The sequence below is a fragment of the Bradyrhizobium sp. SOJA106 genome (genome assembly GCF_059448745.1).
This window is the reverse complement of the sequence record NZ_CM182549.1, coordinates 7,433,991-7,459,540: the sequence shown is the minus strand read 5'-3', so window position 1 is coordinate 7,459,540 and position 25,550 is coordinate 7,433,991. Positions and strand designations below refer to the sequence as shown.

Annotated in this window: 21 protein-coding genes; 7 read left to right on the top strand and 14 right to left on the bottom strand. The window is 65.7% G+C overall.

The features are described from left to right. Positions 1-219 precede the first annotated feature (219 nt). Positions 220-618: a hypothetical protein gene (locus tag AC5V87_RS35190; RefSeq protein WP_495369212.1), complete on the bottom strand. Its 399-nt coding sequence runs from the start codon at positions 616-618 to the stop codon at positions 220-222. A gap of 528 nt (positions 619-1,146) precedes the next feature. On the opposite strand from AC5V87_RS35190, the gene purD reads away from it, so the two are divergent. Further along, positions 1,147-2,430, top strand: a complete 1,284-nt coding sequence (gene purD / locus AC5V87_RS35185; RefSeq protein WP_495369211.1) for a phosphoribosylamine--glycine ligase — start codon at positions 1,147-1,149, stop codon at positions 2,428-2,430. A 193-nt stretch (positions 2,431-2,623) separates the two neighbouring features. Continuing rightward, on the top strand, positions 2,624-3,526 hold the full coding sequence (locus tag AC5V87_RS35180) for an alpha/beta fold hydrolase (RefSeq protein ID WP_495369210.1): 903 nt from the start codon (positions 2,624-2,626) through the stop codon (positions 3,524-3,526). A 146-nt stretch (positions 3,527-3,672) separates the two neighbouring features. Here the strand turns inward: AC5V87_RS35180 and AC5V87_RS35175 are convergent, their stop codons facing one another. After that, complete coding sequence (locus AC5V87_RS35175; RefSeq protein ID WP_495369209.1) at positions 3,673-4,131, bottom strand: nucleoside deaminase; 459 nt, start codon at positions 4,129-4,131, stop codon at positions 3,673-3,675. Between the two features lie 120 nt (positions 4,132-4,251). Between AC5V87_RS35175 and AC5V87_RS35170 the strand changes: the two genes are divergently transcribed. Both AC5V87_RS35170 and rsmD read left to right on the top strand, forming a co-directional pair. Then, positions 4,252-6,183 (top strand): pseudouridine synthase, encoded by a 1,932-nt coding sequence (locus AC5V87_RS35170; protein ID WP_495369208.1) that lies wholly within the window; start codon positions 4,252-4,254, stop codon positions 6,181-6,183. A gap of 1 nt (position 6,184) precedes the next feature. Next, the gene (gene rsmD / locus AC5V87_RS35165) at positions 6,185-6,739 is read left to right on the top strand and encodes a 16S rRNA (guanine(966)-N(2))-methyltransferase RsmD (protein WP_456842560.1); all 555 of its coding nucleotides are present in this window, start codon (positions 6,185-6,187) and stop codon (positions 6,737-6,739) included. A 22-nt stretch (positions 6,740-6,761) separates the two neighbouring features. Here the strand turns inward: rsmD and mutL are convergent, their stop codons facing one another. Continuing rightward, positions 6,762-8,573, bottom strand: coding sequence for a DNA mismatch repair endonuclease MutL (gene mutL / locus AC5V87_RS35160; RefSeq protein ID WP_495369207.1), 1,812 nt, complete (start codon positions 8,571-8,573; stop codon positions 6,762-6,764). Between the two features lie 637 nt (positions 8,574-9,210). Between mutL and AC5V87_RS35155 the strand changes: the two genes are divergently transcribed. Then, entirely contained in the window at positions 9,211-9,519 is a 309-nt protein-coding gene (locus AC5V87_RS35155; RefSeq protein ID WP_456842562.1) for a hypothetical protein, read from the top strand. 63 nt (positions 9,520-9,582) lie between these two features. Here the strand turns inward: AC5V87_RS35155 and arfB are convergent, their stop codons facing one another. The 7 genes from arfB to AC5V87_RS35120 form a co-directional block, all read right to left on the bottom strand. Continuing rightward, complete coding sequence (arfB, locus tag AC5V87_RS35150; protein ID WP_456842563.1) at positions 9,583-9,999, bottom strand: alternative ribosome rescue aminoacyl-tRNA hydrolase ArfB; 417 nt, start codon at positions 9,997-9,999, stop codon at positions 9,583-9,585. Between the two features lie 120 nt (positions 10,000-10,119). Continuing rightward, a complete protein-coding gene (locus AC5V87_RS35145; RefSeq protein ID WP_495369206.1) occupies positions 10,120-11,487 on the bottom strand; it encodes a M16 family metallopeptidase in 1,368 nt (455 codons plus the stop codon). Beyond that, positions 11,484-12,875 (bottom strand): M16 family metallopeptidase, encoded by a 1,392-nt coding sequence (locus AC5V87_RS35140; RefSeq protein ID WP_456843534.1) that lies wholly within the window; start codon positions 12,873-12,875, stop codon positions 11,484-11,486. The genes AC5V87_RS35145 and AC5V87_RS35140 overlap by 4 nt, the downstream gene beginning before the upstream one ends. A gap of 199 nt (positions 12,876-13,074) precedes the next feature. Beyond that, the gene (locus AC5V87_RS35135; RefSeq protein ID WP_495369205.1) at positions 13,075-13,797 is read right to left on the bottom strand and encodes a hypothetical protein; all 723 of its coding nucleotides are present in this window, start codon (positions 13,795-13,797) and stop codon (positions 13,075-13,077) included. A 96-nt stretch (positions 13,798-13,893) separates the two neighbouring features. Then, on the bottom strand, positions 13,894-14,388 hold the full coding sequence (gene lspA, locus AC5V87_RS35130) for a signal peptidase II (protein WP_495369204.1): 495 nt from the start codon (positions 14,386-14,388) through the stop codon (positions 13,894-13,896). A gap of 10 nt (positions 14,389-14,398) precedes the next feature. After that, positions 14,399-17,407, bottom strand: coding sequence for an isoleucine--tRNA ligase (gene ileS / locus AC5V87_RS35125; protein ID WP_495369203.1), 3,009 nt, complete (start codon positions 17,405-17,407; stop codon positions 14,399-14,401). Between the two features lie 200 nt (positions 17,408-17,607). Continuing rightward, complete coding sequence (locus AC5V87_RS35120; protein WP_495369202.1) at positions 17,608-18,579, bottom strand: bifunctional riboflavin kinase/FAD synthetase; 972 nt, start codon at positions 18,577-18,579, stop codon at positions 17,608-17,610. A gap of 229 nt (positions 18,580-18,808) precedes the next feature. Between AC5V87_RS35120 and AC5V87_RS35115 the strand changes: the two genes are divergently transcribed. Beyond that, a complete protein-coding gene (locus AC5V87_RS35115) occupies positions 18,809-19,204 on the top strand; it encodes a response regulator (protein WP_027551917.1) in 396 nt (131 codons plus the stop codon). Between the two features lie 167 nt (positions 19,205-19,371). Here AC5V87_RS35115 and AC5V87_RS35110 read toward each other — a convergent pair whose 3' ends face one another. From AC5V87_RS35110 to AC5V87_RS35100, 3 genes are all read right to left on the bottom strand, one after another. After that, the gene (locus AC5V87_RS35110; RefSeq protein WP_495369201.1) at positions 19,372-20,226 is read right to left on the bottom strand and encodes a TIGR01459 family HAD-type hydrolase; all 855 of its coding nucleotides are present in this window, start codon (positions 20,224-20,226) and stop codon (positions 19,372-19,374) included. A gap of 15 nt (positions 20,227-20,241) precedes the next feature. Continuing rightward, positions 20,242-21,717 carry an EAL domain-containing protein gene (locus AC5V87_RS35105; RefSeq protein ID WP_456842570.1) on the bottom strand — a complete coding sequence of 492 codons (1,476 nt, stop codon included), beginning with the start codon at positions 21,715-21,717 and terminating at the stop codon, positions 20,242-20,244. A gap of 145 nt (positions 21,718-21,862) precedes the next feature. Next, complete coding sequence (locus AC5V87_RS35100) at positions 21,863-23,413, bottom strand: winged helix-turn-helix domain-containing protein (protein WP_495369200.1); 1,551 nt, start codon at positions 23,411-23,413, stop codon at positions 21,863-21,865. A gap of 122 nt (positions 23,414-23,535) precedes the next feature. Between AC5V87_RS35100 and AC5V87_RS35095 the strand changes: the two genes are divergently transcribed. Beyond that, the gene (locus AC5V87_RS35095; protein ID WP_456842572.1) at positions 23,536-24,369 is read left to right on the top strand and encodes a class I SAM-dependent methyltransferase; all 834 of its coding nucleotides are present in this window, start codon (positions 23,536-23,538) and stop codon (positions 24,367-24,369) included. Between the two features lie 50 nt (positions 24,370-24,419). On the opposite strand, the gene AC5V87_RS35090 is transcribed toward AC5V87_RS35095, so the two are convergent. Then, positions 24,420-25,550, bottom strand: a complete 1,131-nt coding sequence (locus AC5V87_RS35090) for a YihY/virulence factor BrkB family protein (RefSeq protein ID WP_456842573.1) — start codon at positions 25,548-25,550, stop codon at positions 24,420-24,422.

Sequence of the window (25,550 nt, the reverse complement as noted above, 5' to 3'; positions counted from 1 at the left end):
CGGTAGCGGCCTCCGATTACGGTGACAGTGCTGGAAACTCCAAATCCTGCAGAGCAGGTGATTACTGTGAGAGTGCACTAAACTACAACTGGCTTTGGAATTTAGTGTCACTGGCACCGTAGTTCTCGCGCAGTCAGGGTCGCGGTGCGAGTCGCGCGCGACGCCAAGCGGTTGGGCTGCACATTGAAGTAGCGCTGTCTCCGCTGTGGGGTTCGCCGTCTAAGAGGTGCCGCCGATTATCTTCTTGGAGCGTAGATCATCAAAAATTGCAGAAACAGAGCTTGATGCGCTGCTTCCGTTTCCCACGAAAAGTCGGCCGCCCGCGCTCACCTCTCCCGATCCCACCCAGAGGTTTCTTGCGGTAGCTGGTTCAACGAGGCGTGCCTTGAACACCGTTTGGCGGCTGTATCTGTGCATAGGGGTTGCTGTTCCAGTCATCGTTCCGGACGTACTTCCTGCGAGGGAAATATTCGAGATATTACCGTTGCGTGTAACAGTGCCGCTAACGTCGGTCGAACCCGAATATTGGCCTTGAAAGAACGTGCCCGTGTATTCCTTGACGACGCCCGTGTCCCCTACATTTATGATTAGAACTGCATCGACGCTGTTGTCGGCCAATACTTTCCGAATTTCCGCGTCAGTGTACGTTCGCGTCGGTGGAAGGAGCGCGTAAGCATCTTCGGCCCTAATACCCCGCTTCGCCGATTCCTCAGCGATACTCGACTGGAAACTGGAAGCCAGTGCTGTAGGCGCGACGACGTAAGCGGCTATGCGTTGTATGGGCCGCGCCGGTAAATCTCGGTCAGCGTAACCCTGCATGGCAGTGGTTATGCAGCCTGACAGCAGCATAGCGCCCAAGCAAAGCAATACGGACCCAAACCGTGCCATGTGATGTCCCCCCGTTCACGCTAGTACAGCGTTCAGAATGGCGCCACCGAAAGTTGCGGCCTTCAGGACGGTGTGGCCATCATCTCCATCGGTGCGGCGAATTCCGTCAGGGTCTGTACCTGATCCTACAAGGAGAAGGTAAAAAGGGGATTGCCGCTTCCCCGGAATGCCGGGGAGCCCGGCCCCACCCCCCTTGAGCCCCACCCCGATTCGTGCGACCTCCGCGACCAGCAAAACCCCTCATTTTCCGAGCCTTCGATGCACATTCTCCTGCTTGGTTCTGGCGGCCGCGAACATGCTCTGGCGTGGAAGATCGCGGCCTCCCCCCTGGTGACCAAATTCTGGTGCGCGCCCGGCAATGCCGGCATCGCGCGCGAGGCGGAATGCGTGGCGCTCGACATCACCGACCATGCCGCCGTGATCGCCTTCTGCAAGGCGAACGCGGTCGAGCTGGTCGTGGTCGGCCCGGAGACGCCGCTGGCGGCCGGCATCGTCGATGATCTCACCGCCGCCGGCATCAAGGCGTTCGGGCCGAGCCGGGCGGCGGCGCAGCTCGAGAGCTCCAAGGGCTTCACCAAGGCGCTGTGCACCGAGTTCGGCATTCCGACCGGCGCCTACAAGCGCTTCACCAGCGCCACGGATGCGCTCGCTTATGTCCAGAGCCGGGGCGCGCCGATCGTGGTCAAGGCCGATGGTCTTGCGGCCGGCAAGGGCGTCGTCGTCGCCAAGACCGTGCGCGAGGCCGAGGATGCCATCGCCATGATGTTCGAGGGCGCCTTTGGCGAGGCCGGCGCGGAGGTCGTGATCGAGGAGTTTCTGCCGGGCCGCGAGATCAGCTTCTTCGCGCTCTGCGACGGCGAGACCGCCATTCCGCTGGCCTCGGCGCAGGACCACAAGCGCGTGTTCGACCACGACGTCGGCCCGAACACCGGCGGCATGGGGGCCTATTCGCCGACGCCTTTGGTGACGCCCGCGATCCACGACGCGATCATGGCGAAGATCATCCTGCCGACGGTATCAGGCATGAAGCAGCGCGGCACGCCGTTCCGCGGCATTCTCTACGCCGGCATCATGCTCACGACGCAGGGGCCAAAGCTGTTCGAGTTCAACGTGCGTTTCGGCGACCCTGAATGCCAGGTGCTGATGCTTCGCATGATGAGCGACATCGTGCCGGCCTTCCTCGCCGCCTGCGACGGGGAGCTCAAGCACTTCGATCTGCGCTGGCATCCGGAAACCGCGCTGACCGTGGTGATGGCGGCGAAGGGCTATCCCGGCGACTACCAGAAGGGCACCCGCATCGAAGGGCTCGATGAGGCCGGCAAGGTCGAGGCGGTCGAGATCTTCCATGCCGGCACGGTCGAGAAGGACGGCGCGATCCTCGCCAATGGCGGCCGCGTGCTCAATGTCTGCGCGCTGGGCAAGACCGTGACGGAGGCGCAGAGCCGCACGTATCAGGCCGTCGACCGCATCCACTGGCCGGACGGCTTCTGCCGCCGCGACATCGGCTGGCAGGCGGTGGAAGCCGAGAAGGCGAAGACCTAGCCCGTCATTCCGGACGGCGCGTGCCACGCGCCGATCCGGAATCTCGACATGCGGGCGCCATCTCGACATTCCAGAAATGCGCAATCAGCTGTTGGGGTTAGCAGCCCCGCTGATAATACCGCTACTGTGCATGGGGTTGTTTTCGAATTTTGTCGAGGCCCCCTCGCGACTGACCAGCTAAGGATGCAACAAGATGTCCGATCTCGCCGACCTCTATCCCGGCTTCGCCTCGGAATGGATCAACACCTCCTTCGGCCGCATCTTCGCCCGCATCAGTGGCGAGGGGCCGCCGCTGTTGCTGCTGCACGGCTTTTCCGAGACGCACGTGATGTGGCACCGCGTGGCGCCGCAGCTTGCCGACAAGTTCACGCTGATCATCGCTGACCTGCCCGGCTATGGCTGGTCCGACATGCCCGAGAGCGACGCGCTGCACATCCCCTACAGCAAGCGCGCGATGGCGAAAGCCATGGTCGAGGCGATGGAGCGGCTCGGCCACGTGCACTTCGCGCTCGCCGGCCACGACCGCGGCGGCCGCGTGTCGTATCGCCTGGCGCTCGACCATCCCGGCCGACTGTCGAAGCTCGCGGTGCTCGATATCCTGCCGACCTATAATTATTGGGAGCGGATAAACCGCGCCTATGCGCTGAAGATCTATCACTGGACTTTTCTGGCCCAGCCCGCGCCGCTGCCGGAGACGCTGATCTCCGGCAATGGCGAGTTCTTCCTGCGCTTCAAGATGGCGAGCCAGACCAAGTCGAAGACGCTGGATGCGATCGACAAGCGGGCGCTCGAACATTACATCGCCCCGTTCCGCGATCCCGCCCGCGTGCATGCGATGTGCGAGGACTACCGCGCCGGCGCCTATTTCGACTACGATCTCGACAAGGCCGATTTCGAGGCCGGCAAGAAGATCACGGTGCCGATGCTCGCCCTGTGGGGCAATGCCGGCGTGGCACAGGCCGCCGCCACGCCGCTCGACACCTGGAAGCAATGGGCGACCAACGTCGATGGCATGCCGGTGGATTCCGGGCACTTCCTCACCGAGGAGAATCCCGACGTCACCGCGAAGGCGCTGCGCGCGTTTTTCTCGGCTTGAGCCACACCGCACGCCAAGCATGCAACTGTCATCGCCCGCGAAGGCGGGCGATCCAGTACTCCGAGACGGATGTGGTTGAACCGATAAGCCGCGGCGTACTGGATGCCCCGCCTTCGCGGGGCATGACAGCGGAGTGTGTGGCGCTGCTACCGCCGCTCCCGAAAGAAGTCCTTGAGCAGCCGCGCCGCCTCGCTCTCGCCGACGCCGGAATAGACGTCCGGCGCGTGATGGCACGTCGGCGAGGCAAAGAACCGCACGCCGGACTCGACCGCGCCGCCCTTGGGGTCGGCGGTGCCGTAATAGAGCCGGCGGACCCTTGCAAATGAGATCGCGCCCGCACACATGGTGCAGGGCTCCAGCGTCACGTAGAGGTCGCAATCGACGAGACGCTCGCTGCCGATTTTCCTGGCTGCCTCGCGCAGCGCGACGAGTTCGGCATGGGCGGTGGGGTCATGGTCGGTCAGCGTCCGGTTGCCGGCGGTCGCGACGACCTCGTTATCCCTGACCACCACGCATCCGATCGGAACCTCGCCCGATTTTCCGGCATTTTCGGCTGCCTGGAGCGCCAAATCCATGAAAGAAGGGGCTTTCATGCCTCGTATCATCGCCAGAAACCTGCTAGTAGCTCCGCCTTCAGCAAGAGTGAATACCGGTTTTGCCTGAGCATGCGGCTCGGAACGAGCGCGCGCACTGCTCCCGCGCCGCCCCCTTAAGTGAGATTATTCATGCCTCGCGACAGCGACAAAGACAACGATTCCCGCGGCCGGCGAGGCCCGGCCAGAGGCGGCCGCAGCGGCAAGCCCCGCGGCCCCGAGAAGAAATTCGCCAAGCGCGGCTTTGAGGGCAAAGGCGAGCGTAGGGACGACCGCCCCCGTGGTGACCGCGACAGCCGCCCCTTCCGCCGTCGCGAGGACGGCGATGCCCCGCGCCGCGATTTTGGCGACCGCCCGCGCTTCAAGCGCGACGAGCGCGGCGGCGAGGCGCGCAGCTTCAAGCCGCGTGGCGACCGTCCGTTCAAATCGCGCGGCGACCGTCCGAAATTCGATCGTGACGATCGCGCCGGGCGAGGCGAGCGCTCCGAGCGCCGGTCCGATGAGCGCAAGTTTTCGCGCGGCAGCTCGGATCGTCCGCGCAAGGATTTTGGCCGAGACCGCGACTTCGGCGATCGCAAGCGCAGCTTTGGTGACCGTCCGCGCGATCGTGGCGAACCCAGGGATTCAAAGCCGTGGCAGAAGCGCGATGATCGTGCGCGCGGCGACCGGCCCCGCAAGAGCTTCGACAAGGATTTCGGCGGCCGCGATCGCGGCGAGGAAAAACCCTGGCGTCAGCGCGACGATCGCCGCGAAGGCGGACGCGGCGAGGACCGTCCGCGCTTCTCGCGCGCGCGCGATGATCGGGCATCGGGTGATCGCCCGTTCCGCGATCGGCCGAAATTCGATCGGCCGCGTGACCGTGACAGCGAACGTGGTGACCGTCCGAAATTCGATCGCCCGCGCCAGCGGCCTGAGGGACGCATGGACTGGCAGGAGCATCCGCGCAGCGAGGGCCGCTTCCGCGACCGGCCGCGCCGCGACAATGAGGACGACAGCAGGATCTTCGAGAAGCGCCCCGCCTTTGGCGGCCGCGGCGCCTATCGCGAGCGCGACCGCGATTTCGACGGGCGTCCGCGTCGTGAGGAAACGCCGAAGCCGAAGAAGGCCGGTGAGCGCATCGCCAAGGCGCTGGCCCGTGCGGGCCTCGCCTCGCGACGCGACGCCGAGGAGATGGTCACGCAGGGCCGCGTCACCGTCAACGGAAGGGTGATCAACTCGCCGGCGCTCGACATCACGCAGAACGACGTCGTCCTGGTCGACGGCAAGCCGTTGCCGCCGCGCGAGCGCACCCGGCTGTTCCTCTATCACAAGCCGCGCGGGCTGATGACGACGCATGACGACCCGGAAGGCCGGCCAACCGTGTTCGACAATCTGCCGGAAGGTCTGCCGCGGCTGATCAGTGTCGGCCGGCTCGACTTCAACACGGAGGGGCTGCTGCTGCTCACAAATGACGGCGGGCTCGCCCGCACGCTCGAGCTGCCGGACACCGGGTGGCTGCGCCGCTACCGCGTCCGCGCCCATGGCGACGTCACGCAGGCGCAGCTCGACGAGCTCAAGGGTGGCATCGAGATCGACGGTGTCAAATATGGTCCGATCGAAGCGACCCTGGAACGCGACCAGGGCGCCAATGTCTGGCTGGTGTTCGCGATCCGCGAAGGCAAGAACCGCGAGGTGCGCAACGTCTGCGCCCATCTCGGGCTCGAGGTGAACCGGCTGATCCGGGTCTCCTACGGCCCGTTCCAGCTCGGCGAGATCCCCGAAGGCGAGGTCGAGGAGGTCCGCTCGCGCGTGCTGCGCGAGCAGCTCGGCGACAAGGTGATCGAGAAATCGGGCGCCGAGTTCGACGTGCCCGCGAAATCCGCCGGTCGCGGTGAGGATGCGCCGAAGAAGCCGATGAAGCGCGCGGTGATCAACGACCGCAAGGGCCGCCGCGTCCTGGTGCAGCGCACCGGCAGCGAGGAGGCGCGCGAGCGTAACGAGATGGAGGCGAACGGCTACGGCCCGCCGCGCCGACCCAAGCGCGGCTATCACGGCAAGCGCGACCTGACGCCGCGGGAGGACTAGCTTGCGCGTCGTCGGCGGCAGGTTGAAGGGGCGCAATCTCGCCTCACCGTCCTCGCGCGATATCCGCCCGACTGCGGATCGCCTACGCGAGTCCGTGTTCAACATCCTCGTGCACGCCTATGACGATCCGATTGCGGATGCGCGCGTGCTCGATCTCTTTGCCGGCACCGGCGCGCTCGGCATCGAAGCATCGTCGCGCGGGGCGAAGTTCACATTGTTCGTGGACAACGGCGCGGAGGCGCGAGCGCTGCTGCGGAATAATGTCGAGTCGCTCGGCCTTGGCGGCGTGACGAAGGTCTATCGCCGTGATGCGACCGATCTCGGCCCCGCCCATCCGGTCGAGCCGTTCTCGCTGGTGTTCCTCGATCCGCCCTATGGCAAGGGCTTTGCGGAGAAGGCGCTGGCGTCCTTGCGCGATGGTGGCTGGCTGACGCCGGGTGCACTGGTGGTGGTGGAGGAGGCGAAGGCCGCGCAGTTCGTGACGCCGGAAGGGTATGAGGAGCTGGAGCGGCGGGCATACGACGACACGGAGTTCGTCTTCTTGAAGAGGCCGTAGGGCCGCGCTGCCTACGGCACCGTCACCGCCGCCCGAACAGCTTCTCGACATCAGCGAGCTTCAGTTCGACATAGGTCGGCCGGCCGTGATTGCACTGGCCGGAGTTCGGCGTCTCCTCCATCTCGCGGAGCAGGGCGTTCATCTCCTCGGGCCGCAAGCGGCGGCCGGCGCGCACCGAGCCGTGACAGGCCATGGTCGCCGCGACATGCATCAGGCGGCGTTCGAGAGGGAGCGCCTCGTCCCACTCGGCCATGTGCTCGGAGAGATCACGCAGCAAGCCGCCGGCATTGGTCTTGCCGAGCAGCGACGGCGTCTCGCGCACCGCAACGGCGCCGGGGCCGAAGGATTCGATCGCGAGCCCAAATGAAGCAAGCTCCTCGCTGCGCTCCAGTAGGCGCTCCACCGTGGCCTCGTCCATCTCGACGATCTCGGGGATCAGGAGGATCTGCCGCTGCACGCCGTTCGCGGCGAGCGAGGCCTTCAGCCGCTCATAGACGATGCGCTCATGCGCGGCGTGCTGGTCGACGATGATGAGGCCGTCGCGGGTCTGCGAGACGATATAGGTCTCGTGGATCTGCGTGCGCGCCGCGCCGAGCGGGCGGTCGACGAGGTCAGCTAGGGGCTGTGTTTCGATCCGGATGTCAGCGCTGGGTCCGCCGACATCGAACGCAGCCTGCGCGCGCTCGGCGAAGACCGGCGCGGCCGAACCTTCGAAGGATGGCACCGGCGCGACCGGAGCCGACGGCGAGGCGCGCCAGTCCCAGCCTGCGGGGCGCGGCGTCAAGGCGGGCCGGAACGAGGCCAAGGCACTCTCGCCGCTGTTGGCAGCGGTGCGGCGGCCCTCGCGCGCGAGGCCTTCCTTCAAGCCGTGTACGATCAGCGCGCGGACAAGGCCGGCATTGCGGAAGCGCACCTCGGTCTTGGCCGGGTGCACGTTGGCATCGACCTCGCGCGGATCGAGCGTGACGAACAGCGCCAGCACCGGATGGCGGTCGCGCGGCAGATAGTCGGCATAAGCCCCGCGCACTGCACCGAGGATCAGCTTGTCGCGGACCGGGCGGCCGTTGACGAAGAGATATTGCCCGAGCGCATTGGCCTTGGTCAGCGCGGGAGCCGCGGCATAACCGGCGACGACGACGCCCTCGCGTTCGGCATGCACTTCGAAAGCATGGCTGCGGAATTCTGCGCCCAGGATATCGCCTAGCCGTGTCAGGCGGCCTGCGGCGCCGGGCAGGGCGGCGGCCCAGGTCACCGGCGCGCGCTCTTCTCCGGCGAGCGTGAAGGCGACGTGGGGCCGCGCCATCGCAAGGCGCCGCACCACCTCGCGGATCGCCTCTGCCTCGGTCCGGTCGGTCTTCAAAAATTTCAGCCGCGCCGGCGTCGCGTAGAAGAGATCATTGACCTCGACGCGCGTGCCGAGCGCCAGCGCCGCCGGCATGATCTCGGACTTCTCGCCGCCCTCGACATTGAGAGCCCAGGCATGCGGCTCGCTGGCATGGCGCGTGGTGATCGACAGCCGCGCCACCGAACCGATCGAGGGCAGCGCCTCGCCGCGGAACCCGAGCGTGCGGATCTGGAGCAGATCCTCATCATCGAGCTTTGACGTGGCATGGCGCTCGACCGCGAGCGCGAGGTCGTTTGCGGTCATGCCGCTGCCATCGTCGGTGATGCCGATCCGCCGCCGCCCACCGCCGTCGGTGAAAACGTCGATCCGGCTCGCGCCGGCATCGATGGCGTTCTCGACCAGTTCCTTGACCACGCTCGCCGGACGCTCGACCACCTCGCCAGCGGCGATGCGGTTGACGACTTGCTCTGGAAGCTGGCGGACAGGCATGGGGCTTACGATCTGGATTCGCTGACGGCGCTATATCTTAAGCCGTGTTGCGTCAAAAGCATGTGTTCGGCAACAGCGGCGTCGTGCCCTGGGGAAGAGAGATGCCTATCACATTGAAGACATTGGACGTTCGATAAAATCGCGCAAGCCGGATCGAGCGCCGTGCGGTGACCGTCCTGTTTGTGGGTGCCAGCATCGTGAAAAATGGCAACAGGACGGGAGGACGCCATGTGCCTTCTGTCTCCACGGTCTAGCTATCGGGCCTTAGATCTCCTTCTGCATCCCCCCGCAATGTAGTGCGCCTGCAATCCCAGCACGATCGCGCGCATCGTCAAGGCTCGCCCGTCCACATCAAATCCGACGTGTGCAAACTCTAGGCGTCGCCAAAGATGCGGTGGTAGTAGCGGGCTATTTTCGCTCCGTGCGGAGAGGCTCGCGGCGTTGCGTGTTCCGCGTCGCCTTATATGCGGAGCACAATTCCGCGAAAGCGCCGCCAAATCCCTAAACGATCACCACACGAACCGGATTGCATCATGGTCGCGCCGTTCGAACTTCTCTACGCGATGAACTGGTTCGGCCCAGTCGGACGGCGCAGCCAGCCGCCGATCCATTCATCGCGAAAATCCAGGAGAATTGGATGAAGTTGGTGAAGACCACTGCAATCGCATGCGCTCTCTCGGCGCTCGTTGTCACGCCCGTCCTCGCGCAAGGTACGTCGTCTGGTGCCAAGCCTGGCGGCACCGTGCAAAGCAAACCCATGCAAGGCAACACGATCGGCAGCGGCGACGAGGAGATGAACGCCCAGCCGGGCGCAGCGGGTGAGACGACGGGCATGAAGCCGACAAAGGGCACGAGAAGCACGGTCGGCACCACGGGCAGCTCCGCGCACAAGGGGACCGCCGACGATGCCGCGACGGGCGGTGCAGCCCCATCCAAGCGTTACTAGTCCTGCCGGTGACACGGCAAAACTCCGGTCGCGCTGCGGCCGGAGTTCTTTCGACTGCGTCTGCTAATCGTCGAAGCGGCCGCCACGGCCGGCCTTGACATCGCTGCGGCGCTTCTTGCCTTCGAGCCTGCGCTGCTTGGAGGCGAAGGTCGGCCGCGTCGCGCGGCGCGGCGTCGGGCGCACCATCGCCTCGCGCAACATCTCCGTGAGGCGGTCGATGGCATCCTGGCGGTTGCGCTCCTGGGTGCGGAAGCGCTGCGCATGGATCACGATCACGCCGTCCTTGGTCATGCGCTGGCCGGCGATGCGGGCGAGCCGGATGGCCGCATCCTCCGGAATGGTCAGCTTGCGGGTGTCGAAACGCAACTGGGCCGAGGTCGCGACCTTGTTGACGTTCTGCCCGCCCGGGCCCGAGGCGCGGACAAAGCCGATCTCGATGTCGTCCTCGTCGATGACGAGATCGCGGGATATCCGCAGCATGATGGCACCATTTGCGATGTCCGGACATATCGCGGACGTCCACGTTCGGCAATGGCGCTCATGCAAACGCGAATCGCCGGGGCTAAGCCCGGCCATCTGATGAACCGCTGGAGAAGGGGCTCAGTTCGACTTCGCCGCCGGTGCAGCCGCCGGCTGCGCGGCGGCCTGCGGGGTGCGGCCGACCACGACGGTCAGCAGGCCCTGGCCCCAGAGGCGCCTGGCGGCTGCCTTGGCGTCGTCCAGCGTCACCGCATCGACGATGGCGTTGCGCTTCTCGATATAGTCGATCGGCAGCTTGTCCTGCTGGTACTGCAGCAGCGCCTGGGCGAGCTTGGAGGAGGTGTCGAGCGCCAGCATCTGCGAGCCCTTGAGGTAGGACTTGGCCTCGTCGAGCTCCTTCTGCGTCGGGCCCTCCTCGGCGATGCGGCGCACCTCCTTCTCGATGGCATCGATGGTGTCGCCGGCCCGGTCGGCGCGCGTGCCGGTGTTGCCGATGAAGACGGCCGAATGCTCCATCCAGAGCAGCGATTCGAACACCGAATAGGCGAGGCCGCGCTTCTCGCGCACCTCGCGATAGAGCCGCGAGGACAGTCCGCCGCCGCCCAGGATGTGGTTGACGACATAGGCCGCCATGAAGTTGGGATCGCTGCGCTTCACGCCGGGACCGCCGAAGGTGATGACGGTCTGCGGCACGTCGAGCGTCACGAAGGCGCGCTGCGGCGGCTTGGCCGCCTCGATGTCGGGTACCGGCGTCAGGTTGGCCTTGGCGGGAAGACTGCCAAAGGTATGGTCGAGCAGCTTGCCGAGGGTCTCGGGATCGACGTCGCCGACCACGGCGATCTTCAGCCCGTCCTTGGCGAGCACGCGGCCGACATAATCCTTCAGGTCGGCGACCGTGATGTTCGGCACGCTGTCGAGGGTGCCGTTGGTCTGCCGGCCATAGGGATGATCGCCGAAGGCGACCTCCAGGAACTTGCGGCTCGCCAGCGAGGTCGGATTGGTGGTCTCGCGGCGCAGGCCCGAGACTACCTGCGAGCGGATGCGCTCGACATCGGTGCCGTCAAAATGCGGCGAGGTCAGCGCGCTCCTGAGCAGGTCGAAGGCCTCGTCCTTGTTGTCGCGCAGCATACGCAGGCTGCCGCGGAATGCATCGCGGGTGGCGCTGAAGGAGAGCTCGATGGCGCGGCGGTCGAGCCGCTCATGGAAGGTCTTGGAGTCGAGATCGCCCGAGCCTTCGTCGAGCAGGTCGCCGACGAGGTTGGCGACGCCCGACTTGTCCTTGGGATCCTGCGCCGAGCCGCCGGCAAAGGAATATTCCATGGCGATCAGGGGCACGGTCGCGTCCTGCACGAACCAGGCCTCGATGCCGCCCGGCGAGACCAGGCGCTGGATCTTTGCGGCCGCTTGCGATGGCGAGATGCTCGCGAGCGCGAGCGCCGCGCCGGTGGCAAGGGAGAATGCAACGCGTCGAAGGAAGGGATAGGTCACGAACGCTTCTCCTCGCGCTTGGCGGTGGCGGTGTCCTTGATCAGATAGCCGGTCACCGAGCGCTTCTTCTCTAGCCATTTCTGCGCAACGGCGCGCACCTGTTCGGCGGTGACCGCGCGGATGCGGTCCGGCCAGCTCCTGATATCCTCGATCGACAGGCCCGTGGTCAGCGCGCCGCCATACCAGCGCGCGAGCACCGCCTGATTGTCCTGGGCGTAGATCGCCTCGGCAATGAGCTGGGTCTTCACCCGCTCGAGGTCCTCGGCGCGGATCGGGTTCTGCGCGATGTCGGCGATGACGCCATCGATCACCTGCTCGACCTCGGTGAAGCTGACGCCGGGTTTCGGCGCGGCCGAGATCGCGAACTGGGTCGGGTCGAGCGAGATGCTCGAATAGCTGGCGCTGGCGGAGACCGCGAGCGGCTTGTCGACGACGAGGGCGCGGTAGAGATAGGAGTTGCTGCCGCTGCCCATCAGCTGCGCCAGCACGTCGAGGGCTGCGCTTTCGCCGGCCGCGGCGGTCGTCGCCGAGGGCACGAGATAGTAGCGCCGCAGGTTCGGCTGCTCGACGCGCGGATCGGCCAGCGTGACGGTGCGCGGCGCCGCCGGCTCCGGCTCCTGCGGCCGGACGCGCCGCGCCGGAATCGCGGGCTGCGCCGGGATCGCGCCGAAATTGCGCTCGACCAGCGGGCGGACATCGGCGGCCTCGACGTCGCCGGCGATCACCAGGATCGCATTGTTCGGCGCGTAGAAGCGGCGGTAGAAGGCGAGCGCGTCCTCGCGGTCGAGCTTCTCGATCTCCTGGTGCCAGCCGATCACCGGCCGGCCGTAGGGATGATTGAGATAGAGCGCGGCCATGATCTGCTCGTTGAGCCGCGCATCGGGATTGTTGGCAACGCGCATGTTGTACTCTTCGAGCACCACGTCGCGCTCCGGCAGCACGTTCTCATCCTTGAGAATCAGGCCGGTCATGCGGTCGGCCTCGAACTCCATCATGGTCGGCAGCTGCTCTTTCGGAACGCGCTGGTAGTAGTTGGTGTAGTCGACCGAGGTCGAGGCGTTCTCGTTGCCGCCGACGCGGAGCACGGTCTGGGAGAATTCGCCGACCGGATGCTTCGAGGTACCCTTGAACATCAGATGCTCGAGGAAGTGCGCCAGGCCGGACTTGCCCGGGGTCTCGTCGGCCGAGCCGACCTTGTACCAGATCATCTCGGTGACCACGGGCGTGCGGTGGTCCGGGATCACCACGACCTGCATGCCGTTCTGAAGCGTGAAGCTGGCCGGCGGGGCCGACGTCACACTGGTCTGGGCGAGGGCGCTGGCTGAGAGGACGCTCGTCGAAAGCAGCGCGGCAAGGAGGCAGGCAGCCGATCGGTAAGAGGACATCATCATCCTTATGAAAGGCCGAGTCCGGATCTCCGGCTCGGTGGCGCGGTATGCTACACCGCGCGGCTGAGGCTTCGCGTCACGAAGCAGAGAACTCAACGCATAGGCAAGTTACTGATAGGCAATTTATCGGACGCGTCCGGCGTGCAGGGCCGCCGGCGCCAGGTCCGCTTGGGTCAGGATGTCGCGTTGGGACGGAACGTTATTGTTCCTTGTCCTTGCCCGACATGATGTCGAAGTAAGTCTTCTTCGTATTGTCCTTGCCGGCGCCGTAGGCGTAGTTCGGCGAGGGCGTCTGGTAGCCCGGCGGCGGCTCGACCAGCGACTGACGCGGCGGCTCGCTGGTGAATTGCTTTTCTTCAGGGGTGCCGCCCTTCAACATGCCCCATAGGCCGCCGGTGAAACCGAGCTGGGCCGGGCTCAGCGACGGATTGGCGTTGGTGCCCGGCTGAATCGGATCATTGCTGGTACGCTCGGGGGCCGCGGTCCTGCCCACTTCCATCTCGGCCGGTGAAAGCGTGCGGCCAGCCTGCCAATTCTCCGTCGCCTTGACGGCCTTCTTCCGCGCGGCGATCGCCTCCTTGCGGCGTTTCTCGTCGGGGTCCTTCGGCCAGTTCGGCGCATTCTTGGCCTGGGCGGCTGCGGGCGGCGGCAGGTCGAGCTTGGGCGGCACGACCAACGGCGAGCGCTCGCGGTATTCGATGCCGGGCTTTTCCATGCTCTTGGCGCCGATGCCGGACATCAGATTGTCGATGAGCTTCTCTTCGAAGGTCATCCCATCATCTTCGTCCTCGTCGTCACCGGCGCGGGCGCCTGCTGCCATGACGAGACCGATGCCGAGCGCGACAGCGGACACTTTCAACGCCCGCCAGACCCCGCCTTGGGGATCTCGAACCATTGAACCGCTGGTTTTCGAGCTGCGCATCACCGTACCCGTTCCATATTGTGGCAGATTGCCGCTCGCACGCGGCCTAACCCTCGCAAAAACAGGGTTCCACCTGCCGGTCCGTATCGGCCGGGATCAGGGCGCTTTTGCGGCGGGTACCCCCAGGAAGGAATCATACAATAGCGCCCCCACCCCAGCAACGATGGCCACGTCCGCGAGATTAAACACATACCAATTATAGGTTTTTCCGGCGATTTCGACGTGGAGCAAGGCGAAATCGACCACCGCGCCATAAGCGAGGCGGTCGATGCCGTTGCCGATCGCGCCCCCGATGATCAGGCCGAGCGCGACCGTCGCGAGCAAGGTGTGCGAGCGGGTCATCCAGATCGCCAGCGCCACCACGGCAATGGCCTTGACCGCCATCAGCGCGATCTGCGCTGCCTGGCCGTCGCTCTGGAGCCAGCCGAAGCTGATGCCGATGTTCCAGGCCAGCACCAGGTCGAAGAACGGCGTCACCCGCACCACGCCGCGATGGGCGAGGTCGAACACGTTCAGCAGCCAAAGCTTCGATGCCTGGTCGAGGATGACCGTGACCACGGCCGAGAGGGTGCCGAGGCGGAGCGGGGTCATGGCCGGCCGATCAGACGCTCACGCCCAACGCCTTCCATTCGCGCAGTGCCTTCGCATCGCGCGGGGTGACGTCGGGATATTCGGCGTCCTCGCCGACGCTTGGCGAGATCTTCCAGGAGCGGGCGCATTTGGTGCCGACCGCCTTCTCGACCACGACCGCGACACCGGGCACGGCATCGAGGCGGAACGCGCTCGCCGGCGCCTCGCCCTCGCGCAGCTCGTAGTTCGAGGTGATGCAGACCTCGGCGAGATCGACGTCGAACAGCGTCATCATCACGTCCCTGTCGGCGACATAGATCACCGGCGAGGCTTCCAGCGACGAGCCGATGTTCTTGGCGGCGCGCTCGAGCTCGAGCGCGCCGGTGACGACGCGGCGAATGTCGCGGATCGTCTCCCACTTCGCGGCGAGCTTGTCGTCGCGCAGGCTTTCGATATCGGTGGGGAACAGGGTCAGATGGACCGACGGCTCCGCGTTGGGGCGGAACATCCGCCAGGCCTCGTCCGTCGTAAAGCTCAGGATCGGCGCGAGCCACTTCAAGAGGGCATCGCACAAGAGCTCGATCGCGGTGAGCGCCGCCTTGCGCGCCACCGAGGACGGCGGATCGCAATACAGCGTGTCCTTGCGGATATCGAAGTAGAACGCCGACAGCTCGGAGTTCATGAAAGCCGACAGGCTTGCGACCACGGTCTTGTAGTCAAACGCGGCATAGGCCTTGCGGATGGTTTCGGCGTGGCCGGCCAGCTCGTGCAGCATCAGCCGCTCGAGCTCGGGCATCTCGGCATAGGCGACCTTCTCGCTCGCCTTGAAGTGATGCAGCGTCCCGAGCATCCAGCGGATCGAGTTGCGCAGCTTGCGATAGGTCTCGATGGTGTTCTTCAGGATCTCCGGGCCGATGCGCTGGTCGTCGGCATAGTCGGTGGCGCAGACCCACAGACGCAGGATATCCGCGCCGGAATCCTTGATCACCTTCTGCGGCTCGACGGTGTTGCCGAGCGACTTCGACATCTTGCGGCCGTTCTCGTCGAGCGTGAAGCCGTGGGTCAGCACGATATCATAAGGTGCGCGGCCGCGCGTGCCCGAGCTCTCCAGCAGCGAGGAGTGGAACCAGCCGCGATGCTGGTCGCTGCCTTCCAGATACATCACGGTGTCGTTGCCGCCGTCGACCTTGCGGACGATGTTGCCGAGCTGCGGAAAGTTCTGGCGATCCTCGAGCACGAAGGCGTGCGTCGAGCCGGAATCGAACCAGACATCGCAGATGTCGTCGACCTTCTTCCAGTCTTCGTTCGCGCGGGCGCCGAGGAAGCGCTCGCGGGCGCCGTCCATGTACCAGGCGTCGGCGCCTTCCTCCATGAAGGCTTCGGTGATGCGCTGGTTGACGATCTCGTCCTGCAGGATTTCGGCCGAGCCGTCGGCCTTCTCGCGCACGAACACGGCGATCGGCACGCCCCAGGCGCGCTGACGCGAGATCACCCAGTCGGGGCGATTGGCGATCATGCCGTTGATGCGGTTCTCGCCGGACGGCGGCACCCATTGGGTCACCGAGATCGCGTGCAGCGCGCGGGCGCGCAGCGTGTCGCCCTTCTTCGCATGGCCGTTCTCGCTGACGTCCTTGTCCATCGCGATGAACCATTGCGGCGTGTTGCGGAAGATCACCGGCTTCTTCGAGCGCCAGGAATGCGGATATTGGTGCTTGAGGCGGCCGCGTGCGAGCAGCTTGCCGCCCTCGATCAGCGCCTTGATCACCGCCTCGTTGGCATCGCCCTTCTCGCCCTTGTCGTTGAGCACGCGCTTGCCGGTGAAGCCGGGGGCATGGGCGGTGTAGGCGCCGTTCTCGTCGACGGTGTAGGGGATCGCAGTCGAGATGCCGCGCGCATCGAGCTCGCGCGCATTCGCCATCCAGGCATCGAAATCCTCGCGGCCATGGCCGGGGGCGGTGTGCACGAAGCCGGTGCCGGTGTCGTCGGTGACATGCTCTCCGGCGAGCAGCGGAACGACGAACTCGTAACCGCCGCCGACCCCGCGCAGCGGATGGGCGCATTCGACCGCGTCCAGCGTGTCGCCGGGAATGTCGCGCACCTTCTCGTAAGAGGTGACGCGCGCCTGCTTGAACACGTCCGCAGCCAGCGCATCGGCCAGGATCAGGAGATCGCCGGTCTTGGCCCAATTATCCGCGGGGGCGTCCGTGACCTTGTAGAGCCCGTAGGCGATCTTCGGCGAGAACGAGATGGCGCGGTTGCCTGGCAGGGTCCACGGCGTGGTGGTCCAGATCACGACGCTGGCGGAGGCGAGCGCGCCATGCGTGGGCGAGGTGACCGGAAATTTCACCCAGACCGTATCCGAGGTGTAGTCCTCATACTCAACCTCGGCCTCCGCCAGCGCAGTCTTCTCGACCACGCTCCACATCACCGGCTTGGAGCCGCGATAGAGCGTGCCGTTGGCCGCGAACTTCATCAGCTCGAGCGCAATCTGCGCTTCGGCCGGGTAGCTCATGGTCTGATAGGGATGATCCCAGTCGCCGATGATGCCGAGGCGCTTGAACTCCTCGCGTTGCACGTTGATCCAGTGCGTCGCATAGGCGCGGCACTCCTTCCGGAACGCCACCATCGCGGCGGAGTCGCGGAAATCGGGCTTCTGCTTGCCCTTCTTGCGGTAGTTCTCCTCCTCGATCTTCCATTCGATCGGCAGACCGTGGCAGTCCCAGCCGGGCACGTAGTTGGAGTCGAAGCCGAGCATCTGCTGGCTCTTGGTCACGACGTCCTTGAGGATCTTGTTCAGCGCGTGCCCGATATGGATGTTGCCGTTGGCGTAGGGCGGGCCGTCATGCAGCACGAACTTGGCGCGGCCCGCGGCGCCCTTGCGCAGTCTGTCGTAGAGGCCGATGTCGTTCCAGTATTTCAGGATCTCCGGCTCGCGCTGCGGCAGCCCGGCGCGCATCGGGAATTCGGTCTGCGGCAGGAACAGGGTCTTCGAATAGTCTTTGGCTTCAGACTTTTGGGACTTTTGCGGCTTTTCGGACATGAGGCTGACTGGCTCGGAAGGGCGCGGGAACGGATGGCGATAGGGATCGCGGGGTGAAACGTCAAAATCCCGGTCTTGCGCTGAGCCTTCAGGCTCAGGCGGAAGCCGGGCCGCTAATCCCTATGATGCGCCGCGCAAACATGGGCCCTCCATAGCAGCCGGGCCGGGCAAGCGCAAAGGTCGGCGGGTCGTTTTCGGCCTCAATCGACCACGCCAAGCCGCGGAAATGCGTCCGGGGCGGCGGCCAGAATGGCGCGGGCGCGGGCTGAATCGTCGTCCATCTGGCGGATCAGGGCCTCCAGGCTGTCGAATTTCAGCTCCTCGCGGATGAAGCCGACGAAGGCGCAGTCGAGGGTCTGGCCGTAGAGGTCGCCCTTGAAGTCGAACAGGAAGATTTCAAGGAGCGGGGCGCCATTATCAAAGGTCGGGCGACGGCCGAAACTCGCTACCCCATCCAGCCGCTCGGCGCCGCGGCCGACCCGCACCGCATAGATGCCGTGCTTGAGGCCGCAATTGGCATCCAGGCGGATATTGGCGGTGGGATAGCCAAGGTCGCGGCCGCGCTTCTCGCCGTGGATCACCTCTCCGGTGACGAACCAGGGCGCCCCCAGCATGGTGGTGGCTTCGTCGAGCAGGCCTTCGGCGAGCGCGATCCGGATCGCACTGGAGGAGACCGGCCGCTCGTCGATATCGACATGCGGCTGAACGTCGACCTCGATGCCGAGCCGGGGCGCCTCGTTGACCAGCAGGCTCGGCGAGCCGACCCGACCTTTGCCGAAATGGAAGTCGTAGCCGACCGCGATCCCGCTGACGCCGAGCCGCCCGATCAGGTCATGGTGAATGAAATCTTGCGCGCTGGTGCCGGCGCGTGCCTTGTCGAAGGTCATGACCACGGCGCCGGCAAGCCCGGTGCCGGCCAGAAGCCGCAGCTTGGCCCGTTCGTCCGTCAGGCGGAATTGCGGGGTGTTGGGACTGAAAAACCGCCGCGGATGCGGCTCGAAGGTCAAGGCCAGCGCAGGGCGCCCATGCGCCCGGCCCATTTCCAGGGCCGCCGCGATCACGGCCCGATGGCCGAGATGAACGCCGTCGAAATTGCCCATGGCGACCACGGCGCCCCGGGGAATGGCGGAATCCGGCGTGCTGTCGCGGATAACGGTAAAAGGCGGAGCCATCAGGGGAATTCTCGGAGCCGGCGGGACCGGCCGGGACCGTGGCGCGACCGGCCGGATGAAGTCAAGCGGCAGGGTGCGACCGGATTGAACACGATTTCAATTCTTCGAAGGCGTCCCCAGTTAACGGGCTGTTTAACGCCTTGATGCTAGTCCTTGAGCGTGGAACCGCCGGGCTTCGGCCTGGCAGGTCCGATCGTAATATTCCTGGGTATGCGTTGGGGGAGTCGAGATGGCGGTTGATTTGTCGATGCCGGTTCTGGTGGTGGATGACTATAGCACCATGATCCGTATCATCCGGAATCTGCTGAAGCAGCTTGGCTTCGATAACATCGATGATGCCAGCGACGGTTCGGCGGCGCTGAACAAGATGCGCGGCAAGAAATACGGGCTCGTGATTTCCGACTGGAACATGGAGCCGATGACGGGCTACGACCTGCTGCGCGAAGTGCGCGCGGATCCGAACCTCGCCACCACGCCGTTCATCATGATCACGGCGGAATCGAAGACCGAGAACGTGATCGCGGCCAAGAAGGCCGGCGTGAACAATTACATCGTCAAGCCGTTCAATGCGGCGACGCTGAAGACCAAGATCGAAGCGGTCTTCCCGGACATGGCGAGCGCGTAAGCGCAGCTCAAAGGTATCGGCTGAATTCGGAAGGCCCGGGCGTTGTCCCGGGCTTTCTGTGTTGGGTTCGTCATTCCGGGGCGGTGCCGTTAGCACCGAACCCGGAATCTCGAGATTCCGGGTTCGCGCTTCGCGCGCCCCGGAATGACGGAGCTAAATCTAGAAAATCACCACTTCAATTCGCGCATCAGCGCCTTCGGTGGATGTCCGAACAATTCCATCACCGAATTCGGGTCGAGCTGGTCGAGGCCCTCGAACTCCTCGGCGTGGATGCCGCGGGTGACGAACAGGCAGTCGATGCCGAACTCGCGCGCGCCGGTTAAGTCAGTACGGACGGAATCGCCGATCGCCAGCACCTTCTTCCGGTCGATCATGTGGCCCTGGCGTTCGCCGGCCAGCCGCATTGCGCGCTCGTAGATCGGCCGGTGCGGCTTGCCGTAGAAGATCACCTCGCCGCCGAGCTCGCGATAGAGCTCCGCGATCGCGCCGGCGCAATAGATCAGCCGGTCGCCGCGTTCGACCACGATGTCGGGGTTGGCGCAGACCAACGTCAGCTTGCGCTCGCGCGCCTTCAGCATCATGCCGCGATAGTCTTCCGCCGTCTCGGTCTCGTCGTCATAGAGGCCGGTGCAGACGATGTAGTCAGCTTCCTCGATCGGCGCGGTGGTCGCATTGAGGCCGCGGTAGATCGAGTTATCGCGCTCGGGGCCGAGCCAGAACATCTTGCTGCCGGGGTGCTCGCCGACATAGAGCCGAGTCAAATCGCCCGATGACACGATGGCGTCATAGGTCTCGTCGGCGACGCCGAGCTTGCGCAACTGCCGCTGCACGGAGTCGGCCGGGCGCGGCGCGTTGGTGATCAGGATCACGGTACCGCCGCGGCTGCGATAGGTGTGCAGCGCCTCGCAAGCCTCGGGAAAGGATTCGAGGCCGTTATGGACCACGCCCCAGATGTCGCTGAGCACGACCTCGACGCCGCCCACGAGCTGGCGCAGGCCTTGGGCGAAATGCAGCGTGGTCATGATGCGCGCGGCCGATCAGATGCGGCGCGCGAGCGCGGCGTTACCGGTGATGCGTTGTGTCGGAGGTGCGGTTGACGCGCTTGGGCTGCGGGAAGCGGGGCCATTGGATCCCTGAGTGTCCTGCGCCTGGTTCGGCGCGGACCCGCCGGTAGCAGATGCCCCCTCCGGCCGCAATGGCCGGGGCGGTGCGAACAGGAAGCCCTGGCCGAACCGCACGTCATAGTCGAGCAGGTCGACCACGGCGCGCTCGCCCTCGATCCGCTCGGCGATGAGGTCGATGCCGAAGCGGCCGAGCAGGTCGGAAAGGTCGGACGGGTGGATATCGGAGGCCGACGCCTGCCTGGGATCGAGCAGCAGCGTCGCCGGCACCTTGATGAAGCGCACGCCGCGATCGGCGAACTCGCGCGGCTCGATCCTGAGATCGGTGACATGGTCGATCGAGAAGCGGAAGCCGCGCTGGGCGAGCGCGGCGAGGTTCTCGGTCTCGGCCGGGCCGAGATTGCGGAAGGTCGATTGCTTGAACTCCAGCACCAGCGAGGGCGCCAGCGCCCGGTTAGCCTCGAGGAAGTCGAGGCAGTGCGCGAACGTGGTGGAGTTGCCGAGCGTCGAGGCCGCGACGTTGCAGAACACGCCGACATCCTTGTTGCGCACCATCAGGCGCCGCAGCACCTGCACGCAGCGCAGCATCACCATGTTGTCGATGCGCCCGATCAGCCCGGAGGCCTCGGCGATGCTGATGAACTCCTCGGCCGCGATCAGCTGGTCGCGCTCGTCACGGACCCGCGTCACGGCCTCGTAGAACCGCACCTTGCGCTGCGGCAGCGTCACCATCGGCTGGAGGAAGATGTCGATGCGGTTCTCGTCGACCGCGTTGCGCAGCGTCGCCAGCAATTGGGTCTGGTTACGGCCGCTGGCGGCGTGAGCCTGATTGGCGGTGTGGGTCTGGACCACCGGTGCCGCCGGCCGCGATGGCGGCGCGGCAAGCGGGGGAGGGGCGACCGGCGTCTGATCGAACGGTGCAACCACGTCGATTGGCGCCTCCGCTTCCGGCCCTGCGACGGGAGCGGGAGAGGGCCCTGGCGCTGCACCAGCCAGGAGATCCTCATGCGCCGACACCGTGGTGGCGAGCTGCTTGACCAGCCCGCCGAGCTCGTTGATCTCGCCGACCACTGACTGGATGCGGTCGGAATTGGTCGAATTGGACGAGGCGATGCGTCCCTCGATTGCAGCCAAGCGGCGGCCGAACTCGGCGACCTGGCGGGCGAGGTCGGCGGTGCCGCGCGAGAGATCGGCGATCTGGCCGCCGACGTCGCTGCGGTCGCGCAGCCGCATCGAGACGGCGTTGTAGAGGATCAGGAAGGTCAGCGCGGTCAGCGCCACGATCGCTGATTCGGTTCCGCTGATGCCAGCGACCGAGAAGAGCACCAGGCCGAGCGAGGCGGCAACCAGAACCATGCAGATGGCGATGAAGATCGTCGAAATGCGAATCATGCCGCGCGTTACGCCTCAAAGAGCTGACTGCCTCATCCCGGGAAAACACGGGTCGCGGTCCGAACCCCGTCGCGCCTCATGCTCCCCCAAGCCGCATGAGCTTAACATCATTGTTGATTCGGGGGGATAGCGGCCTCGTTGCGGCTTATTTCAGGCCGGCGCGGCGAAAGCCCTCGAGGTAGTGCTCGCGGTCGGCGGCGAGCTTGATCGGCATGAACTCGGCGATCCAGGCCAGCGACACGTTGGGCTGGGTGCGGCGGAGCTCCTCCAGGGCGGCACGGGCGATCGCGGTTTGCCCGGCCATGCCTGCGGCCGCGGTCAGCACCCGGTGTGCGCCGACGAAGTCGCTGCGCTGGCGCAGGGATTCCTGGGCAAGGCGGATGGCTTCCGCGTAGTCGCTGCCGAGGAAGCGGGCATAGGCGGCGATGCCGAAATAGACGGGGCCATAGGGATCGCGCGGGCTGAGGCGGATGGCCCTGCGCGCCGCCTCGTCGGCCTCCTGCCAGCGGCCGCAATAGCCCAGGGCCAGTCCATAATAGCCCTGCGCCAACGCAAAATTCGGGTTGAGCCGGAGCGCGGTTTCGAACTCGGCGAGCGAGTCCTCGAAGCGCCGGGCGAACAGATTGACGTGGCCGAGCGCATTATGTGCCCAGGCATCCTCGTCGTCGGCCCGGATCGCCGCGCGCGCCGCGCGCTCGGCGGCGGTGATAGCGGTCGCCATCTCCATCCAGCCCATATGCGCGGTGAACATGTAGCTGGAGCCGAGCAGGCCGAGCGCCTTGCCGTAGTTCGGGTCTAGCGCGATGGCCTTTTCGAGCAGCGCCTGTGCCACGACATGGTCCTGCCGCGTCACGCGCCAGTAATGCGACAGCGCGCGCATCACGAGGTCCCAGGCGTCCAGGCTGTCGGGCGGCTTGCGCTCTGCACGAAAATTTTCCGCGGCGTAAAGCTGGGGCTCGATCGCGGCGACGATGGCTTCGGTGATCTCGTCCTGCACGGCGAACACGTCGGCGAGCTCGCGGTCGTAGCGCTCGGCCCAGAGATGACTGCCAGTGGCGACGTCGTTGAGCTGCGCGGTGATGCGGACGCGGTCGCCGCCCCTGCGGACGCTGCCTTCGACGACATAGCGCACGCCGAGCTCTTCGGCGACCTGCCGCAGATGTACCGTTCGGCCCTTGTAGATGAAGGAGGAGTTGCGCGCGATCACGAAGAACCAGCGCAGCTTCGATAGCGCGGTGATGATGTCCTCGCTGATGCCGTCGGAGAAATAGTCCTGCTCGGCCTCGCCGCTCATGTTGGTGAAGGGCAGGACGGCGATCGCCGGGCGATCAGGTAGGGGCAGTCCGGCCGGCGCTGCGGCCGTGGGGGCCGGTTTCGCTGCGTCGGTGCGCTCGGTCACCGCGCCTACGAATCGCACGCCCTTGCGTGCGATGGTGCGGATCAGCCGCTGCTCCTCGCCATTGTCATTGACCGCGCGCCGTGCCGCATTGATCCGGCTGGTCAGCGTCGATTCCGAGACAACGCGGCCGTTCCAGACCGCGTCGAGCAGATTATCCCGCGTCACCACGCGCTCCCGGTTGCGGACGAGATAGATGAGGAGATCGAACACCTGAGGTTCGAGCGCGATGAGCGCGTCCGCCCGCCGCAATTCGCGACGCTCGGGATCGAGCACGAAATCCTCGAACTGAAACGTCACAATCCCTCCTCGCTCCCGCGCGGAAATCAAGGCGGCCTCAGCGTAAAATAACGCCGCTCTCAAGGCCAGCGATGCGCGTGCGCCCTATCGTCCCGGCGTTTTCAACCCGCAGGAGATTGCTCATGTCGACCTCCGCCGCACTCAAGCCCGCCATACCCGATCTTGCCGCCGTCAAGCAGCGCCAGCATGGCGCCTGGTCGTCCGGCGACTATGCCGTCGTCGGCACCACCTTGCAGATTGTCGGCGAGCAGCTCTGTGAGGCACTCGACATACGCGCCGGCAGCAAGGTGCTGGACGTCGCCGCCGGCAATGGCAACGCGACATTGGCCGCGGCGCGGCGCTGGTGCGAGGTCACTTCCACCGATTACGTGCCGGCGCTGCTCAAGCGCGGACAGGAGCGCGCGGCGGCGGAACATCTGACGGTCGAATTCCGCGAGGCGGATGCCGAGGCGCTGCCGTTTGCGGACAACAGCTACGACGTCGTGCTCTCGACCTTCGGGGTGATGTTCACGCCGGACCAGGACAAGGCAGCTTCAGAGCTCGCGCGGGTGTGCAAGTCAGGCGGCAGGATCGGCCTCGCCAACTGGACGCCGCAGGGTTTTATCGGCCAGCTCTTCAAGACCATCGGCAAGCATGTCGCCCCGCCCGCGGGCGTGAAGTCGCCGGCGCTGTGGGGCACCCGAGCGCGGCTCGAGGAGATGTTCGGCAGCAAGGCTTCCGAGATCGCCGCCGAGCCGCGCATGTTCGTGTTCCGCTACCGCTCGCCGGACCACTGGCTCGAAATCTTCAAGACCTTCTACGGGCCGACGCTGAAGGCGTTTGCCGCGCTCGACGAAACCGGCCAGGCCGCGCTGAAGCGCGATCTTATGGCGCTGCTCGACGAGTTCAACCATGCCGATGACGGCACCATCGTCGTGCACAGCGAATATCTGGAAGCGGTCATCACCAAGCGCTGAGATTTAGTGCGATCAGGCCGGATCGACTCCGGTCTGATCGTCGCCACTGGTTAGAATGGCGCGGTGGCACCGACCGTGTCGGCCGCGACCGCCTCGCGGCTGCCGAGCGGTTTGGGACGACCAGTGGTCGTGTCGCGCAGGGTCTGTCGCTCGATCTCCGAGTTCAGCTCGGCGCCGAACATGATGACGATCGCCGACATCCACATCCACATCATCAGGCCGATCGCCGCACCAAGCGAGCCGTAGGTCGCGTTGTAATTGGCGAAGGACGAGAGATACCAGGACAGCAGCGACGAGCCGGCGATCCAGAGAATGGCGGCCGTCAGTGCGCCAGGGCTCAGCCATTGCCAGCGCGGCGCATCGCGGCTTGGCGCGAAGCGGTAGAGGATGGCGAGCGCAACCATCAGAATCAGGAACAGCAGCGGCCAGCGGGCCAGCGCGACGATCAGCTTGCTCTCGGGGGCGATGCCGAGATGATCGAGCGCGAGCGGGAAGGCGACCACGGCGCCGACCATCACCAGGAGCGCGACAATGCCGCCGACCGTGAAGGCCAGCGACACCAGGTTCAGCTTGATGAAGCTGCGCTTCTCGCGCTCCTCATAGGCGACGTTGAGCGCGTCGAAGATCGCCTTGACCCCGGCATTGGCGCTCCAGATCGCGAGCAGGAGGCCGAACAGGAAGGTGGCGCCGAGCGCCGTGTTGCCCTTCGACACCACGCGTCCGACCTGCTCCTCGACGATTTCAAACGTGCCTTGGGGCAGCATCATCGCCAGCTTCTGAAGATTGTCGCTGATGGTGGCGGGATTGGCGAACAATCCGTAGAACGAGACCAGCGCCGTGATAGCCGGAAAGATCGCCAGCAGGCCGAAGAACACGACGCCGCCGGCGGTGGCGAGCAGGCGATCGTCGTCGATGCGCTGATAGGTGCGCCAGAAGATGTCCTTCCAGCCGGCCCAGGGGATCGCGAACGGGCTTTTCGACCGGCGGCCGTGGCCTGGCTGCGTCGCCGCGCCTGCCGGGCTCGTTTCCGGTGAATTCCCCTCGCTGTTGCGGCGATCCTGCGGAGGTCCCGGACGGATCAGGCCGGAGTCCTGGAAGTAGCGCTCGGCGGTCAGCACGAACACGGCCGTGGCGGCGATCAGCAGCCAGGAGTCGAGCTGCTCTGTGCGCCGCACCAGCAT

Bases quoted from the DNA above. Each gene is read 5' to 3' on its own strand.
- purD (WP_495369211.1), top strand. From the start codon at position 1,147: ATGCACATTCTCCTGCTTGGTTCTGGCGGCCGCGAACATGCTCTGGCG.
- AC5V87_RS35180 (WP_495369210.1), top strand. From the start codon at position 2,624: ATGTCCGATCTCGCCGACCTCTATCCCGGCTTCGCCTCGGAATGGATC.
- AC5V87_RS35175 (WP_495369209.1), bottom strand. From the start codon at position 4,131: ATGATACGAGGCATGAAAGCCCCTTCTTTCATGGATTTGGCGCTCCAG.
- AC5V87_RS35170 (WP_495369208.1), top strand. From the start codon at position 4,252: ATGCCTCGCGACAGCGACAAAGACAACGATTCCCGCGGCCGGCGAGGC.
- mutL (WP_495369207.1), bottom strand. From the start codon at position 8,573: ATGCCTGTCCGCCAGCTTCCAGAGCAAGTCGTCAACCGCATCGCCGCT.
- AC5V87_RS35155 (WP_456842562.1), top strand. From the start codon at position 9,211: ATGAAGTTGGTGAAGACCACTGCAATCGCATGCGCTCTCTCGGCGCTC.
- arfB (WP_456842563.1), bottom strand. From the start codon at position 9,999: ATGCTGCGGATATCCCGCGATCTCGTCATCGACGAGGACGACATCGAG.
- AC5V87_RS35140 (WP_456843534.1), bottom strand. From the start codon at position 12,875: ATGATGTCCTCTTACCGATCGGCTGCCTGCCTCCTTGCCGCGCTGCTT.
- AC5V87_RS35135 (WP_495369205.1), bottom strand. From the start codon at position 13,797: ATGCGCAGCTCGAAAACCAGCGGTTCAATGGTTCGAGATCCCCAAGGC.
- lspA (WP_495369204.1), bottom strand. From the start codon at position 14,388: ATGACCCCGCTCCGCCTCGGCACCCTCTCGGCCGTGGTCACGGTCATC.
- ileS (WP_495369203.1), bottom strand. From the start codon at position 17,407: ATGTCCGAAAAGCCGCAAAAGTCCCAAAAGTCTGAAGCCAAAGACTAT.
- AC5V87_RS35120 (WP_495369202.1), bottom strand. From the start codon at position 18,579: ATGGCTCCGCCTTTTACCGTTATCCGCGACAGCACGCCGGATTCCGCC.
- AC5V87_RS35115 (WP_027551917.1), top strand. From the start codon at position 18,809: ATGGCGGTTGATTTGTCGATGCCGGTTCTGGTGGTGGATGACTATAGC.
- AC5V87_RS35110 (WP_495369201.1), bottom strand. From the start codon at position 20,226: ATGACCACGCTGCATTTCGCCCAAGGCCTGCGCCAGCTCGTGGGCGGC.
- AC5V87_RS35105 (WP_456842570.1), bottom strand. From the start codon at position 21,717: ATGATTCGCATTTCGACGATCTTCATCGCCATCTGCATGGTTCTGGTT.
- AC5V87_RS35095 (WP_456842572.1), top strand. From the start codon at position 23,536: ATGTCGACCTCCGCCGCACTCAAGCCCGCCATACCCGATCTTGCCGCC.
- AC5V87_RS35090 (WP_456842573.1), bottom strand. From the start codon at position 25,550: ATGCTGGTGCGGCGCACAGAGCAGCTCGACTCCTGGCTGCTGATCGCC.